At 39.5% G+C, this 17,047-nt stretch carries 15 protein-coding genes; all 15 read left to right on the top strand.

Annotation, left to right across the window (positions count from 1 at the left end):
• Positions 1-45 precede the first annotated feature (45 nt).
• The 15 genes from B7699_RS08350 (at position 46) to B7699_RS08280 (ending at position 17,031) form a co-directional block, all read left to right on the top strand.
• Positions 46-534: a hypothetical protein gene (locus tag B7699_RS08350; RefSeq protein WP_084927937.1), complete on the top strand. Its 489-nt coding sequence runs from the start codon at positions 46-48 to the stop codon at positions 532-534.
• Positions 535-607: 73 nt separating this feature from the next.
• The gene (locus B7699_RS08345; protein ID WP_084927936.1) at positions 608-832 is read left to right on the top strand and encodes a hypothetical protein; all 225 of its coding nucleotides are present in this window, start codon (positions 608-610) and stop codon (positions 830-832) included.
• Positions 833-859: 27 nt separating this feature from the next.
• Complete coding sequence (locus B7699_RS08340; protein ID WP_084927935.1) at positions 860-1,606, top strand: hypothetical protein; 747 nt, start codon at positions 860-862, stop codon at positions 1,604-1,606.
• 41 nt (positions 1,607-1,647) lie between these two features.
• On the top strand, positions 1,648-2,760 hold the full coding sequence (locus B7699_RS08335; protein ID WP_084927934.1) for a hypothetical protein: 1,113 nt from the start codon (positions 1,648-1,650) through the stop codon (positions 2,758-2,760).
• Positions 2,761-2,821: 61 nt separating this feature from the next.
• Entirely contained in the window at positions 2,822-3,043 is a 222-nt protein-coding gene (locus tag B7699_RS08330; RefSeq protein ID WP_084927933.1) for a hypothetical protein, read from the top strand.
• Positions 3,040-3,387, top strand: a complete 348-nt coding sequence (locus B7699_RS08325) for a PrgI family protein (RefSeq protein WP_084927932.1) — start codon at positions 3,040-3,042, stop codon at positions 3,385-3,387. The genes B7699_RS08330 and B7699_RS08325 overlap by 4 nt, the downstream gene beginning before the upstream one ends.
• Positions 3,347-5,701, top strand: coding sequence for a VirB4-like conjugal transfer ATPase, CD1110 family (locus B7699_RS08320; protein ID WP_084927931.1), 2,355 nt, complete (start codon positions 3,347-3,349; stop codon positions 5,699-5,701). Before B7699_RS08325 ends, B7699_RS08320 begins: the two co-directional genes overlap by 41 nt.
• A 25-nt stretch (positions 5,702-5,726) precedes the next feature.
• The gene (locus tag B7699_RS08315) at positions 5,727-8,363 is read left to right on the top strand and encodes a phage tail tip lysozyme (RefSeq protein ID WP_084927930.1); all 2,637 of its coding nucleotides are present in this window, start codon (positions 5,727-5,729) and stop codon (positions 8,361-8,363) included.
• A 19-nt stretch (positions 8,364-8,382) separates the two neighbouring features.
• Positions 8,383-9,027 carry a hypothetical protein gene (locus B7699_RS08310; protein WP_084927929.1) on the top strand — a complete coding sequence of 215 codons (645 nt, stop codon included), beginning with the start codon at positions 8,383-8,385 and terminating at the stop codon, positions 9,025-9,027.
• Positions 9,024-9,296, top strand: coding sequence for a hypothetical protein (locus tag B7699_RS08305; protein ID WP_049510922.1), 273 nt, complete (start codon positions 9,024-9,026; stop codon positions 9,294-9,296). The genes B7699_RS08310 and B7699_RS08305 overlap by 4 nt, the downstream gene beginning before the upstream one ends.
• Entirely contained in the window at positions 9,250-10,089 is an 840-nt protein-coding gene (locus B7699_RS08300; protein ID WP_084927928.1) for a hypothetical protein, read from the top strand. The genes B7699_RS08305 and B7699_RS08300 overlap by 47 nt, the downstream gene beginning before the upstream one ends.
• Positions 10,090-10,101: 12 nt before the next feature.
• A complete protein-coding gene (locus B7699_RS08295) occupies positions 10,102-10,620 on the top strand; it encodes a hypothetical protein (protein ID WP_084927927.1) in 519 nt (172 codons plus the stop codon).
• A complete protein-coding gene (locus B7699_RS08290) occupies positions 10,617-12,416 on the top strand; it encodes a VirD4-like conjugal transfer protein, CD1115 family (RefSeq protein ID WP_084927926.1) in 1,800 nt (599 codons plus the stop codon). The genes B7699_RS08295 and B7699_RS08290 overlap by 4 nt, the downstream gene beginning before the upstream one ends.
• Before the next feature lie 20 nt (positions 12,417-12,436).
• Positions 12,437-12,700 (top strand): hypothetical protein, encoded by a 264-nt coding sequence (locus B7699_RS08285; protein WP_084927925.1) that lies wholly within the window; start codon positions 12,437-12,439, stop codon positions 12,698-12,700.
• Entirely contained in the window at positions 12,691-17,031 is a 4,341-nt protein-coding gene (locus tag B7699_RS08280; protein WP_084927924.1) for a PBECR4 domain-containing protein, read from the top strand. Before B7699_RS08285 ends, B7699_RS08280 begins: the two co-directional genes overlap by 10 nt.
• Positions 17,032-17,047 lie beyond the last annotated feature (16 nt).

Raw genomic sequence — 17,047 nt, 5'->3', positions numbered from 1 at the left:
CCTCATCTATGGTATAATGAAGCCATAAAAAGAGGGGGAAGAGAGATGAGAAAGGACACGAAAATGGATGCACATGTGACTAGAAGTGGATATAGATACTACACTCCAACTCAAAAAAAATCAGAAGTAACCAAACCTGAAGAAGAGAAGAAGTGGAAAAAAGGCCTGCGTTGGCTAGGAAAAGCCATCTGGTCAGGAGTAAAGAACCTACCGAGTGTGATTGTGAGAGCTGCTGTTTTGATGGTTGCGACTCCACTCATGTTTCTCCTCTTTATCTTTAATCTGATTAAGAGCTTGATTGCGACAGCAATTGGTTGGTTTGTGTTTAAGGTTATAGTTGCGTTTCTTGTTCTGTGTTATTGGGCATTTTTAACAAAAGAAGGAACAGCTCCAGCAAGTGTTGAACTTTGGTTTAAAAATTGGATAATGCCTCAAGGTGTCCCTATCTATTATTGGTGGGAAACGACCATTATCGTTGTCTTGGCTGTAATTACAGCCCTCTCTCTAACCTTTCATCCAGAGGATGAAATATAGTATTAAATAAACAAAGTAGGTACTAGGAATCTTTCTTAGTACCTTTTTTATAAAAGAAAGTGAGAAAAAAATAATGGATGCAGTTGTAGATTTTATTAACAAAATTGGGAATATCGGTGGGATTATCGGTATTGGTTGGGCCGCTTGGGGTGCTTGGGACTTAGCAGTAGGAATCAAACGTGAATTGGATGATAAAAAGGACAAAGGAATTCAAAGTTTGATTTTAGGCGGTCTGCTTGGTGCCGTTTTGAAAGCTCTTTTTACAGCCTTGGCAACAGGTCTTCAATCTCTTGGCTAGTATGAGGAAGAAAAAGGAGGTGGTTTTATGAACCAATCCACACTTGATCAACTAACCATGAGTCTAAAAGACTATAATGCGACAGCTTATCAGCTAATGGAGACTGTTTCGGGGTCGATGGAGAAGGTAGCGATTTTGCTTCTTCTCCTTTTTATGGGGATCAACCTCATGAACTGGCACCAACAACTTAAAAGCAATGGTGGGGAGCTGTCTTTTCAGCTTTGGATTGAAGAAATCCTCAAGTATGCCATCGCCCTATTTTTTATCCTCTATGTTGATGCAATTTTTGATGCTTTGTCTTGGCTGTTTAATGTTGTAATTAAGGCAGTGGCTAGCACAAGTATTAGTCCGTATGAAACTGAGTTACCGGATTTAAAAGGAGTCAATGCTATAGCTAAAGCTATGCTCCAGTTTATTTATTGGGTTGTGGATTTTGTCGGTCAAATATCGACTAAGTTGTTGATCTTGTTGCGCTCCTTTACGCTTTACACGTATAAGGGAATTGCTAAAATTATTGTCGCTTGTTACATGGTGGATAGCTTACGCCCGATCTGCCTCGGTTTCTTTAAGCTCTATATTGCTGCTGTCCTTCAGGGATTGATTTTAGTGGTTGTGATCATGCTTTATCCAGCCATTGTAACTAACGACCTGTTGACGGTTGATAAGACTGGAGCTTGGACAAGTGCCTTAGTTGCTATAGCTAAAGGAATCATTTACATCATAATGCTATTTGGCAGTCAACGCATGGCCAAAAATATCATGCAGGTGAACTAGATTATGGTATAATAAAGAGAGAATGCTGAAGGAGAGATGGTATGGCTGTTTCAAAGTTTTATGCAGTATGGCGAAAAGAATCCGGAGAAGAAGAGATTGTGAATGCTTTTCAAGCACTCGCTCTCAAGGGGCGAGCACAAATTATTACGACGCCGAAAGAACAGGCGACTCTTTTTGATTTGGAAACGGATCTCAAGGTTAATCCAAGAAGTAGCCAGAAAAAAGATGGTCGCTATGTAGGTCAACCATACTTTAGTTACTATCCAGGTGAAGAGAGCCCGTTAAAGGGGTTAGAAAGTAGCTTTGAGTATTCCTCTGAGCTGAATGCTTTTATCGAGGCTTTCAAGACTATTGAGAAATTTCAGATTGAATATGACAATCATACGGCTTATATTTTTCCTAAAGCTATTTCTCCGATGCAACGGATTGTATTTGAAGATGAAGACTTTGTTATTCTAAAGCTCTTGATTGATATTGATGAGACTTATCCTTATTCTGAATACTACCGTTTAAATGGTCAACTAGGTATCGAATTTTATAAAACGAGAAGACCAAAACCTGTTAAACGGATAAAATTAGCTAAAGAAGGTATTCCCTTGTTTGAAGCCAAGGCTCATTTCCCTAAGTCTACTAAGATTTATGTACCTGAAGAATTTACTTCACCTGAACAGGTTAAAAGTATTGCTGCTAGAGTGAGGGAAGTTTATCAGAAAACAAACTATAAACTGTATGGGAATTTTGATAAATACCACATAGAAGCATTTGTCTTTTTAGATGATAATGAAAGGAAGTACAAAACTTTGAAAACTTATGAGGAACAGTATCAGGAACTCCTGACAGAAATTGAGCGATTAAGGCTATCCTATATTGAAAAATCAGAAAAAGTTGATCAACTTGATAAAAACATCGAGGAAGTGAAAATACGCTTGAGAAAGTATCGCGAAAAGGAAGAGTATTACAAGAAGTTAGAAAAGGATAATCAAAAACTAGAAGAAGATAAACGAAAATTGAAGCAGGAAAAAGGAGAGATTCTCACTGAAAATCAACGTCTAGCCAATGAATCGCAACATTTACTTAAACTGAAAAATGAAGCAGAAGAGAAGATAGAGTCTTTACAAAAACGATCGTTATGGCAAAGACTTTTAAATAAATAAAAATAGTAGGTAATGAAACAGTTCTAAAGAAGAGCTGTTTTTTTGATGAAAGGAGAGCCACATGAATTTAGAACAATTGAAGCAGGAGCGAGATGAGCTGATTAAAGATAATGAGTTTATGGATAATTTAATTAAAGAGAAGGAAGAAAAACTATGGGAAGTGAAAGTGAGAACGATTGCAGCTTCTGAGCTAGCGAGATCGGCATTGGAATCTGCTTTACGTTCTGCAGGGATTGTAGATACCTTTTATGGCCCAGATAATGGAAAGAAAGGAACAGAATGACACGTTTAGGTAGTGAATTTTTAAAGGCTTTAGATAGCTACGAAAGACCAGTTATAGGGTATATGACACTGAGGCAGTTAGTGCTACTATTTGGTATTGCATTGACAGTAGTTGTCACAACCATCCTCTATTGGCTGAAGGCACCTGATACTATTCTTTATGGCGTTGATATTTTGTTATTAGCGCCTTTTGTTATTTTCGGGTGTTATTTTGATGAAAAAATTAAAGATAATATCCGTTTCTTGTTAACCAAGCAGGAACGATCTTATCAGACAGATTATGACAGAAAGGAATATACAAGAAATGAATTTATTCGACCGAAAGAAAACCCCGAAACTCTATAAGGAGGAACGGGAACGGGCCAAACGTCTGAGACGTACCATGACGGCCTCTACACAGAACAGCCTTAATTATCAATGGTTGACGCCTGATGGGCTCATGAAAATTACAAATGATCAATTTTCAAAGACCTATCGCCTAGGTGATACAAGCTATATTACTGCAACAGATGATGAGCGAATTGATATCATTGAAACAAATGCTGATATTTTTAATTCGCTGGACATTGATAATGATATGCAGCTATTGCTCCTGAATCGTCGAGTAGAAAGCAATAGCTTATCTTCTATTCGCTATGATTTGGTTGGAGATGGATATGACGATTATCGTAAAGAATACAATGCGATGATCAATGATCGTTTTTCTCAGGAACAAAACACCTTCAAGGTAGAAAAATATCTGACGATTACTACTCAAACAGACCAGGATCATCAAGCTAGAAGAATCCTTGATGATACAGCCAGCGTTATTGAAAGCCAATATAGTGGCTTAGGGATTTCCTTTAAGGAATTAGAGGGATTAGATCGTCTTCTTATCTTCCGAAAACTCTTGAGGCGAGAAGGCTTTATTGATTTTAACTACGAAGATATTGCTATTTCTGGACTATCCACCAGGGACTTTGTAGCTCCAAACTATCTGAAGTTTGAAAAAGATTATATGAAAATTGATGATTGTTTCGCAAGGGTGATGTATGTTAGACAATATCCTACCTTCTTGAATGACAAACTGATTAAGAATATCCTGGATACAGGAATTGAATTGGCTATCAGCCTACATGCGAAACCCTATGATACTGCAGATGCCTTGAAGAAAATCAAGACAGTTAAGTCAAGTGTACGCAGGGAAATGATCAAAAGTCAGAAGGCTGCCGCAAAAGAAGGTTATGGAAGTGATCTGGCCGTTGGTGGGAAAGCTGTGGAGACATCCCGTGAAACAGAAAAATGGACTGAGGAACTCCAGGACAATGACCAAAAAATGTTTTCAGGTGTGATGACGATTTTCTTTATGGCTGACAGTCTGGAAGAATTGAATATCTACACTGAGCAGGTCCAACGATCTGTCCGTAAGAATACGGTAGAACTGGATAAGTGTTATTTGTACCAGGAAGAATCCTTGAATACGATTCTACCGATTGGAATTCCATTTATCAACGTGAAACGCCGTTTTATGAGAGATATGACTACCAGTAACCTGGCCACACAAGTCCCATTTACCAACGTAGACCTTCGATCTAGCAGTTCACGTGCAATTTATTATGGTCAGAATCAGCTATCTAAGAACGCTATCACAGTTGACCGTAAGAAAGACTTGAATACAGGTTCAGGTTGTATCTTTGGGACTTCAGGATCAGGAAAGTCTGTTCTTGCTAAAGGTGGAGAGATAATTCCTACAACTCTACGTTACCCTGAAGATAATATTATTATCGTCGATGCTGAAGATGAGTACACTGGTATTGGTCGAGAATTGGGTGCAGAAATTATCACAATCGCTCCTGGAACGCAACATCACTTTAACTTGTTGGATCTTCCTGATAAGGATAAACTGCAGGCAGAAGATAGTGACCCGATTGGCCAAAAATCAAACCTCTTATCAACCTTGTTTGAAAATATATTCTCTGAGGTATCAGACGATGAATTTGCGATGATTGACCGTGTAACGAGAAAGACCTATGAGGAATTTGAAAAACCAACATTTAAGGATTGGCAAGCCGTTTTGGAACGTCAACCTGAAGATGTGGCCAAGGAGTTGGCGCTGAAGGCTGAACCTTATACGGTTGGCTCAAATGATATTTTCGCACATCCTACAAACGTCAATATGAATAGTCGCTTTATTATCTTCAATCTCAAGCAGTTGAGTGGTAAATTGAAGCCATTTGCCCTCCTGGTGATTCAGGATTTCATCTGGAACCAGGTAGTCAATAATCAAGGAAAAGCTATTACATGGTTGTACTTTGATGAGTTGCAGCTATACTTCAAAAATAAACTGCAAGCAACCTTCTTTACAGAACTATACTCACGTATTCGCAAGTACGGGGCTATTCCAACAGGGATTACACAGAATCCAGAGACTGTTTTATCTACAGAGGAAGGTAGAAAGCTAGTCGCAAACTGTGAGTTTCTAGCCCTCCTGAAGCTGAAGCGGACAGACTTAGAAGCCCTGGAGCAGGTTATCCCTCTTACGCCTTCTCTGGAGCGATTTGTCTTGCGACCAAAAGCAAAAGGTACGGGTTTGATTGTGGCTGGAGATACAATTGTTCCATTTGAAAACCCTATTCCTAAAGATACTAAACTCTATCAATTGGTTGCGACAGATAGTTAAAAAATAGAAGGAGAGGTGATTTCTTTTGTTTGAAAGTGATCCCAAACAATTAAAACAGGAGCGCAAGAGGAGAATCAAAGAAGGAACATCCCTCAATAATAAAAAAGCTCCTAAAGAAGCACGTTTAGACTCAAAAGTTGCATTTAAAAAAGCTAAGAAGAATTATCGCTTAGCGAACAAAGATTATAAACTACACAAAGGACCTCAAGCAACAGCTAGAGGTCTTTTCTTTAAGCAACAACGTGATCGAGCAAAGTTAGAAAAACAAATTGCAACAACGCTCTATAAACGAGCTAAAAAGGCTGATGACAGTTATATCCCTAATCGCCTAAAGAAACGTGCAAAACAAAGTGTTCGAATGAAAGCGAGACACGACGTTGAGAAGACAGTCAGAGATAATGAGATTCTTGGAGACTGGGTTCAGGCGAGGCAAAGCATTCGTCAATTTAAGTACCAGGTAAACGCCTCTAAAAGAGCGTTAAATGCTGTAGGAAAATTATCCAAGTATTCAATCAATCACAGCTATGGACAGCTCAATAAAAGCTATAATTTCATCAGAGGGCGAGGGTATACTCGAACACCTAGAGAGTTCTCCTGGGAAGGAAAACTCAGCAAAAAGATGAAACAGGCCAGAAAACGACTTGCACGTTCAAAGTTTGGGAAGGTGTCAAGAGGGACAGGGAAGGTTTTGAAGGTTGCGACAAAGCCCCTGCGTTCGATCTTATCCAATCCTTTAGCAGTCAAGTCTTATTTCTTGATGTTTCTTATCTTTGCCGTTCTAGGGATATTTATGGCAGTTTTTGGAGGAAGTGGCCCTATCCAACAAAATGAATTTGATTTGAACAAGTCCTGGCTCCAAATCAGTAAACGAGATCGAGAGAAGTCAAATGATAAGGTAGACTATTGGACAAACATCGATGACATGATCTTTTTCATGAACTTTCGCTACGGTAGTGAGTGGAAACCAGAAAGCAACTGGAATGAGGGAACTGGTGGTGAATGGGCTGGGACGTTAGGTTTTAATCACTATTCTGATGCCTTGAATGATCTTTGGAATCATTTGAATGATGACCCTCATAACTTGAAAAAGATGGCTGACTTATATGGCCCCTCGTCAGATCTAAAGTGGGCTAAGTTGAGTGATAGCGAGTTAGAAGAGTATAAAGAGCTAGAGGATTTGACTAAAGAAGTTGGTCGATACCCCTCTTATCAAGAACTAGCTAATCCCTTTTACCAGGAAGACGACCCTTCTTATCAAGCTCCTTTAGTTATCCTGAAGCGGTTTGGTTATACCTCTAAGAGTGAAATCTATGAGAAAACACAACTAAAAGCTTCAACAGGACAAGCTCTAAGAGCTCCTATTGACGGTCAAGTCAGTGTGACAGATGATACTACTGTATCCATCAAAACAGATAAAGCCATCTTTACTTATGAAGAGGTAGGAAATATCCGTGTGTCTGACGGTGTTCAGGTCAAAGCTGGAGATGAAGTTGGTAAGGTAACGTCAAATGGTTACCAGGTCATTCAGTATCAAAAATTGGAGGAGAAAGAGACAAAGGATAAGAAAGAAAAGTGGACATCAGTTAATCCAGGCTTTTACTTTCAATCTGTCACGTACAATCAGACAACCTCAGTCATTACCACACTTAATGGCGATTTGGGGCAAAAATCACGAGCGATAAAAGATTACTTGAAGCAAAAGGTACCAGGGCTAACAGATAATGGTTTGGCAGCCATGCTTGGGAACTTTGCAACAGAAAGCAATATTAATCCTAAACGTGCTGAAGGAGATTACCTTAGCCCTCCAGTAGGGGCTGATTCTTCTTCTTGGGATGATGAGTCCTGGTTAGCTATAGGAGGACCAGCGATTTATAACGGAAGATACCCAAATATTCTTCGACGAGGTTTAGGATTGGGACAGTGGACAGATACAGCGGATGGCTCCACGAGACATACTCTATTATTAAATTATGCAAAATCTAAGAATAAGAAGTGGTATGATTTGGAACTGCAACTGGATTTTATGTTGGAGGGGGATACTCCTTACTATATTACAGGACTAACTTCAATTCTAACTAGTACAGAGGATGTAGAGACGCTTACAGAGCGTTTCCTGGTAAATTGGGAAGGAAACTCTGGAGATAAGGTCTTAGAGCGCCAAAATAATGCTAAGCAGATCCACGCTTTTCTTAATCAACAAGTTCGAGGAGGTGGAGCGTTAGCATCTTCCTGGAATTTCCCTGCCGAGTATCAGTCAAAAGTGGAGCACCCTCCTACACAAGCTTCTATGACTACACAACAAGGAAGTGGCTACCCAGTCGGTCAATGTACTTGGTATGCCTATAACCGTTTAGTCGAACTAGGAACGATTACAGACTTATCAGGATCCTATGGTTACCTTGGAAATGGTCAGGATTGGGTAACAAGCCTAGTCGCAAAAGGATGGAAGTACAGTACGTCACCAACGAGAGGGGCTGTTGTATCAGTTCTAGGTGGATTTGGTGGGACACCAGGTGAATACGGTCATGTTGCGATTGTGGAAGCTGTGAACCCAGATGGTTCATTCCTCGTTTCGGAATGTAATATCCAAGGTGTACAGGATAAGGTCCATTTTCGTGTCATCTATCCAGCTTACTACTATACATTTGCGACACCAAATTAAAAAAGAAAGAAGGTAAATCATGAAAATGATAGATATGGAGAAATTGAAACTCCTTAAAATAGGAGGAATACTTATAGGAGTTGTGTTAGTTCTAGGATTCGTATTCTGGATTGGTGCAGCAACCTCATCACAAAAGAAAGCTAAACAGGAAGCTGAAACTACGCAACAAGAAACCAAAGCAGAGGGAAGCGAACTAACGCAAGAATATGTAAAGGAATTTTTGACGGCTTACTTCAATAAGCAGGATCTTGGAGAAAATAGAAATCGCTATTTGCCCTATATGACAGAAGCTGCTTACAATCAGGAAGTGAACTCTGAAGAAGAACCATCGGTACAAACCTATAAGGGCTATGTAGTGGATACACAGATGAAGTCTTCTACCATCTACATCGATCAAGAAAATAATGTTGTCTTAGCTCAAGTGAGATACACTCAGACACAGTTACAGAAGAAGTATGATTATACTAACGCCCAAACAAACGTAGGATCTTCAAGAACCATACGGATTCGCTTCAGCAAGCAAGATGGGAAATACCTGGTAAATCATATTGACCCTATTTTAATTGTAGACAGCCTAAGCGCAAGCGAAAAGGCGAGTATTCCATCATTAAATAAACCAAGCACTAACCAAACACAAAGTACAGAAGGGAAAAAAGAACAATGACAAAATTAGAAACTTTGGAAAAACAAAAACAGAAAGCGGAAGACCGCTTAGCTGACTATATGACCAAGGCCAAGAAGGAAGAAGAGAAGCTGCAGCAGCTAGAAACTCAAATCATTCTGACCAAACACGAGGAACGGTCAAACTACTTGGCCGAACATAATTTAACCTGGGCTGATATTGAAACAGCTCTTGCTGAAGGAAAATTGAAAGGAGCTGAAAAAGATGTACCGTTTAACCAATCTGACACAAAACACGACCACAACGTATAAAAATCGGGACCTTGTGTATCAAGCGCTGGAGCGAGAAAATGCTAAGGTTAAACACCAGGAGGCAGAGGCCGTTTTATTGGTAGAAGAACTGGATAAAAAGAATGTAGTGGTGTACCAAGAAGATGTCTATTTGCCGTTTGAAGGGATCGCAGATAGCCTCTTCCTGAAGCCTGGTACGGTGAATAACAAGGAGGCTAAAGTAAAAGAATCAAAAAGCTCACTCTTTAAGCGCCAGCCAAAAACAAAACATCAAGAGAAGACTCCTGAAGAAAAAGCTGAAGCCTCTTCCTTGAAACATGAAACTCCCAAACCTCGAAACTCTTCTAAACGCTCTTTTTGGGTGTATTTAGGAAGAGTTTTGGTGTTATTGAGTCTAGTAGGAAGTCTGACACTTGCTGGCTTATCACTTACGCTAGTTTACCATCAAGAAAAGCAACTCTCAGCCGTATCAAAGGAACTTTCAAATCTAAAAACCATTCAGTCAAAAACAGGGGAACTAGATGCCTTTTCACGTTACTTTTTGCCAGCCCTTTACTCTGATAAAGGGAAAATGGCTGATTTCGTAGCTCCTCAATTAACGATAGATAGACAAGCAGGTCAACTGCAGTCTGTGATTTTGGAATCTAGCTTGATTGTTGATGAAGCAACTTATCAGCTAACCTATGTAGTAGCCGTGAAAGATGGTGAGAACAGAAGTCAGAAACGCTTGGTAGTTACTGTGAAGGAAGAACCTTCAGCGCCTTACGGATTCCAGGTTATTGCCAAGCCAGAACTATCCAATTATCCAAAATAAAGGAGGTCTTACATGGATCAAGAAAAAGTCAGTCATTCTCTGGCTTTAAAAGGAAAAGTTACCCTGGAGATGACGATACAAGCTCTGTATGCCCTCGCAAAAGCCCATTATGACAAGAAACAACATAAGGCGGCAAATCGAACGTTTGAAGGGGAGACACGTTTTAATGACTTTATGGCCACAAAATCAAAAAAAGATGTCGAGAAGTTATTAAATAGTGAAGTTCACTTGGCTAAGTTGAAGTATTACCTGGAGGAGTATAAGGTAGGTTTTACTTATCATCAAAAAGATGATACAACCTATCTCTTCTTTGAAACAAAAAATCGTCCCCTGGTAGAAAAGGCTCTCAAAGATATGTTGGCAGACATCACGAAAAGCCCAGAAAAATTGGAAGAGTTTGCGAAAAAGGTGCTGAAGAAACCACATGAAATGACTCCTGAAGATAAAATCAATTACTATAAGACAAATAAGGTCTATAAAGGAACGATGCCAGTTGTTACGAAGGAGATTGGGAAGGAGAAGACACGATGATTAGAAAACCTATATGGCCCTACCTGGTGGTGGGGCTATTTTCATTTGTTATTTTCCAGTCCTTTTACCATTACTACCAATTTTCGACTGCAGCAGTACCTTTCATGGGGATGTTGCGACTTCGTTGGTTGCTAGAACACTGGGAACGCTTCTCTTTTGGTGTTTTCTTTGATTCAGGAGCCTTGTATGCAGGGTTGATCGGATTCGGTCTCCCAATGCTTGTCTATGCTTCTATGGATAAGAATTTATATCGCCAGGGAGAAGAACAAGGTAGTGCTCGTTTTGCGACTTTGAAGGAAATGAGACGGTTTGAAGACGTTGATTTTGAGAAGAATATGATTTTTTCAAAACAAGTTAAAATGGGCCTATTTAATTTTCGCTTAGCCTACAATGTCCAGCTCAATAAAAATGTGATTGTCATTGGTCTTCCAGGAGACGGTAAAACCTTTACTTTTGTATTGCCGAATTTAATGCAGATGAACTCAAACTTTGTTGTGACAGATCCAAAAGGAAACCTGGTACACGAAGTTGGGAAGATGCTTGAAAAAGCTGGCTTTGCTGTTAAAATATTTGATTTGATTCGGCTAAAGAATTCAGATCGTTTTAATCCTTTTCATTATATGAAGTCTGAGCTAGATATTGATCGTATCTCTGAAGCAATTACTGAGGGAACGAAGAAGAGTGAGCATACTGGAGAAGACTTCTGGGTTCAAGCAGAGTTGATGCTGCAACGTGCATTGATTGGTTATCTCTATTTTGACTCTAAGGATCCTGAAACTGGAGTCCAGTTATATATGCCAAACCTGGGCCACGTTGCGGATCTATTAAGAAATATGTATCGAGAGGATCCAGATGTACCAAGCCCTGTCGAGCAGATGTTTGAAGAACTGAACGAACATCAACCTAACAACTATGCTTATAAACAGTGGAAATTATTCCAAAATTTCAGAGGCGAGACAAGAAACAGTGTGGTAGCGATTTTGTCTTCTCGTTATTCTATCTTCGACCACGAAGATGTCCGAAATTTGATTAGTGAGGATACCATGGAAATGGATACCTGGAATACGAAAAAGACAGCCGTTTTTATTGCTATTCCTGAAACCAATAACGCCTTTAATTTTCTTTCCTCAATCTTGTTTGCGATTGGTTTTGAGGTTCTTACACATAAGGCTGATGATATCTTGCAAGGGAAAGTACCTGGCTACAGTAGAAAAAATCTTCGCCACATTCAGTTTATCTTCGATGAGTTTGCACAAATTGGCCGTATTCCAAACTTCGCCCAGGTCCTCTCTTCTATTCGTAGTCGTGAGATGTCTATTAAGATTATCATCCAAGCTGTCAATCAGCTAGAATCACTTTATAAAAGTGATTGGAAGACCATCTTTAATAACTGTGCTACTCACCTATTTTTAGGGACAAATGACAAGGATACGATGGAATACTATTCTACAAGGTCAGGTAAGCAGACTATACGTACTAGATCCACCTCAAAATCGCATAGTTATCGTAATGGATCATCAAGTGAAAATAAACAAATTCAAGGCCGTCCCCTTCTAACTCCAGATGAAGTCGCAAGAATTGGGGTAGAAGAAGGATTGGTCTTTATTTCTAAACAAAATGTCTTCAGAGATAAAAAAGCAAGTGTCTATGATCATCCTAGAAAAGATGAGATTGCAAGTTCCCCTGAAGACAAAGAAAACTGGTACGAATACACTCGAAAAGGAACAGACATCGACGGCTTGCTTTTATATGCCAACGATTTGACTCCGCAGCTAAAAGAGTTATTCGTGGCCTAACATACAGAAAGGATAGTAGGATGGAAACACCTAAAACACAATTAGGATACCTGGAGAGTATCTCGCAGGTTCTAGCATTAAAGCTAGAAAATTTAGCCACAGAACGTTATGCTATTTGGCAGCTATTCAAACAGGCAGATGAGGAGACTTTCTATCAATTAGCTCCTCATCTTTTTGTGACAACGAGTCAGGAAGATCCAATAGTTGTTAGTGAACTAGATACAACTCCTGAAGGATATCTTTTATTTAAGGAATTAGTAGAGGAGGAAAGAATATGCCTTTAACAAAAGCACAGGCAAAATCGCTGGATATTTTAGAAGTAGCTCGTAGCCTTGGAATGGAGATGAAGCGAAAGTCACATCGAGAATATTATTGGGCCGAGCATGACTCGTTTAAGATTGATACTGTCAAGAATACCTGGCATTGGTATTCACAAGCAGATAAGTATGGGGACACCATCAACCTTGTCCAAGAAATGCGAAATGTCAGCTATAAGGAAGCCATGGTATTCTTAGAGACAGGTTCCTTTCCTGAAGCAAAACCAGTAGAGGAAGAACGTAAACCTTTCAATTATACACTAGCCCCTTACGAACAACCATTTGTGGAGGCGAGATCCTATCTCAAGGAGATTAGAGGTCTCTCTGATGATACAATCGACTTCTTCCTGGAAAAGGGAGTATTAGCCCAAGCTAAACGTAAGGATAAAGATGGTGTTATAGAAGATGTCTTGGTTTTTAAATACTTGGACAGAAATCAGCAACTGGTAGGTGCAAGCCTCCAGGGACTTGTTCCTGATCAAGAACGTCATCCAGGTAAGGGCTACTTGAAACAAATCATGTATCAATCAGAATCTATCAGTGGCTTAAACGTTTCTATAGGCTCTCCTAAGCGTTTAATTGTGACAGAGGCACCAATTGATTTGATGAGCTATTATGAGCTTCATAAGGGTGAATTAAACGATGTTCGACTGATTGCGATGGAAGGATTAAAAGAGGGAGTTTTATCTCACTATGTTCTTGAAATTTTACAGGAGCGAGGGGATATTCCTATGGATGAAAGAGATTATACCCAGTCTAGTGAGCTAGCACGTACCTCAAGATTCTTATCTGTTGCAGCGGAAACATCCACACTTTTCCAAGATCACAAATATGATGATCTCATCACGCTGGCAGTTGATCACGATAAAGCAGGTACAGACTTTATTACCAAACTACGGGAGAAGAAAATCCCAGTTATCGATGCAAGACCGCCAAAACGTGAAGGCCAGGAGAAGACAGACTGGAATGAGATTCTGAAGCAGACCAAGAAACTGGAAAAGGCTGAGGAAATTCAATCATCAAGTCACTTTCCTGATACCAGCCACCTTTCTCCTGAAGATGCAACGTGGTTGAAGGAAAACTGGAATAATATAGGTTTTTCAGTAGAGCCTAGAAAACAAATGGTTATTGATTCGGACAAAACAGTGATCTATGAAAAACCTTCCAATCCTCTTGGAGATGGTAGGGAGCCTAAAAAACAAATTCAGAGCACAGAAAAAGCTCCTGAGAGTTCCCAGGAGCAAATGAATGATAGGGCCAGTGGTGGAGAGGGCTATTCACAGCATGATACTGTAGGCAGTGCCGAACCTGAAGCTGAATTATCAGCAACCTTTGAGCAAACTGTTGCCAGTCACCCGACATCACCCTATCGTTACTTACATTTTAGCACAACTTTTGAGGAAGTGCAACGAAGACAATCGAAATACCATCCAATTACATCTGATGATTTGAAAAGAATGAATCAGTACGCTGGTTCTATTCAGAAATCATCTCAATGGTATTTAGAGGAATTAGCGAATAGTAAAATCTATTATTTCTATTCCAATAATGGAGAGGTGGGTTTGCTAGATGTTAATTTTAAACGAGAAAACTTTTTACACTTAACAGGAATCAGGCCAGTTGTTCCAGGTAGGAATGCTGGAGATTTTGTAGTCGATTTTGCTGAGGGAAGGGGAGACTATAATCAAATACTGGTTAGTAATAGTCTAAAAGAAAAATTACAAGTTATTCCTATGCTAGAGGATATTCTTGATCCTAAATCGTTTGTTTTGGATAACTTAGACGAAGTGAGAATTGCGCAACGACTTAACTTTTCAGAAGCTATCAAGAGTAAAGACGAGGATTTCTTGCTTCTTTTCAAAGATATAGGAGAAGAACGTGTCCCTGCATCTCTCATGAAAATCAAGAGAGATCTAAAAGTTGATGTAGAGAAAACTAAGGAAAAAGTTATACTTGCTGTCTTTCGTGAACGTGATGGTAATATTGAACAGTTGTCTATCAATGAGGATTATGTCAAGGATAGAGGAAATGAGTTGCAAACCATTTTGAAAGATGGCTTGTTTGAAGAAATCAAGCTTGATACAACTAAGGGAATTGAACAAATAACTCCTGAAAACACACTGAATAGCTTACTACTTGATTCAGCTATGTTTACTCAAGTCCTAGATACTGTCTATAATTTAGGTGTGCCAGGTGACATCTCAAAAACTCCCGAAGAATTTCATCAAGCATGGAATCAGTATCTTGACTATGCGAAACGGTACAATGATAAATTTGACCAGATTGTTGCTGCAGCTGGAGAAGATCATCTTCTAGACACAAATTCAGATTTTTATAAAGAATGGAAACAAGATCATATCTATAAAGAAAACTACCATGTACGCCTTCAATGGGCTGAGGAGCGCCCAGATGGGCCTAAATTGCCCTTTAAAGAAACAGCTCTGATATCTTATCAAGATTTTGCTAGAGAGCTTTACAAGGCCAATCAGAGCTTCTATCCGTTACATCAGGAGGGGCTAAAACAAGTGACTGATGGTCGCCCAGAAGGTTACATCTCTCCAACTAAGATCCAGTTTAGTATCTACGCTCCCGATGGTGAACTGATCCAGGATGGCATCCGTTACGATATTGGGAATGAGATTAACCCAATCGCTCACAAAGAAAGACTTGGAACACGAGAAATGAGAGAGTACCCAGAATTGATGAAGATAGATGGGGCCATATTCACTCCGTATCATCTGGAGAGATTGGCGATTGAGTTAGATATTTCTCAGTTCAGTTACGCTTTAGAAGATACTCTTTACGCAGATCAACTTCTATCCCAACTCCCATTTGGAGATTTGGAAAATAGTCCAATTGGATTTACAGATAGTAGTCATGATGGTCGCCTTGGATTTATCTCTTTTGATGGAATGGATAGTGTTGAGGTCGAAAATCTATCTGCTTGGTTTGAGAAGTTGGGAGTCAAAGACTCACCTATGGAACAATTGGCCCTTATTGAAAAATGGCAAAAAGAAATCAAAGGTTTATCAGAAAAAGTTGAACAAACGATCTCCACAGTCCGAGAAGAATTTGAGAAATCACAAGAGGAAGAAATCAAACTAGAAGAACAAGGCTACAACAAGCAGGAGTTGGAACATGATGCGGATGCTGATGGTGTTTCTGATGATGAGGAGTTGCTTCAGGGAACGAATCCGTATGATTTTAGATCGAAACCAGGTTCTAAACCAGAGGTCGAGGAGAGTCTACAAGCGGATGAAGTTGTTTTAGCAGCTGGTAGTCTTGCAGTCGCAGATTTTATTCAGAATAAAGATATGGCAGGATTAAGTCGACATCTTAAAGAAGGAATTAAGGAGTTTCTGGATTCAGATAAGTACAAAGACTATCTAACGAAAATGAGCCAATTAAATAATTATTCTAATCGCAACTTACGCTTAATTCTTGCACAAAATCCTGAAGCAAGGCAAGTAGCTTCTTTCAAGCAGTGGAAAGAAAACTTTGACCGCTATGTGAAAAAAGGTGAGAAGGCTTTACGTATTTTTAAACCTATGACGAAAATCAAAAAGGATGAGAATAACCAACCAATATTGGATAAAAATGGGAAACCAGAAACAGTTACATTCTTTGGTTTAGTGCCAGTTTTTGATGTTAGTCAGACAGAAGGAAAGGATATGCCAAAAGCTGCAGAAGTTAAAGAACAGCTGACTGATTTGGACTATGCAAATCTTTACCGTGCCCTGATGGCTATTGCAAAAGAAAATGATGTATCGGTTCGATTTGAGGAGATGGAAAATAATAAACATGGATATTATTCTGTCCCAGAAAATCAAATTGTTTTACGTAGTAATGAGATGAACAAGGCTCAAATTATTAAAACTTTCTTACATGAGATGGCTCATGCAGAGTTGCACCATGCAGATAATCCTCAAAAAGAAAATCTAACTAGAAGCACTGCTGAACTCCAGGCTGAAAGTATCGCTTATGTTGTTTCTTCATACTATGGTATTGATACGTCAGAGTACTCCTTTAACTATCTATCTGGGTGGTCTGCCGATAAGGAGACACTTGCTGATTTAGAAGCACAGTTGGATATTGTCCAACAAGAAGCTAAAAGTTTAATGGTTCGGATGGATCAAGCATTGGAACAATTAAGATTGAGTCAGGAGAAACAAACGAAGCGTAGTTTTGAACAAAAACTGGAGAAGTTTAAAGATCAGAGCAAGCAGGCTGTCGAAGATCACAAGCAGGAGTTGAAAGCCGATGCACAATCAAAAAAAGAGAAGGGTTTCTCGAAATGACCGAACGGGACACCCC

The sequence above is a fragment of the Streptococcus mitis genome (assembly GCF_002096835.1).
Classification (GTDB): Bacteria; Bacillota; Bacilli; order Lactobacillales; family Streptococcaceae; genus Streptococcus; species Streptococcus mitis_W.
Note: the sequence above shows the minus strand (reverse complement) of the source record. Positions and strands in the feature narration are given on the sequence as shown.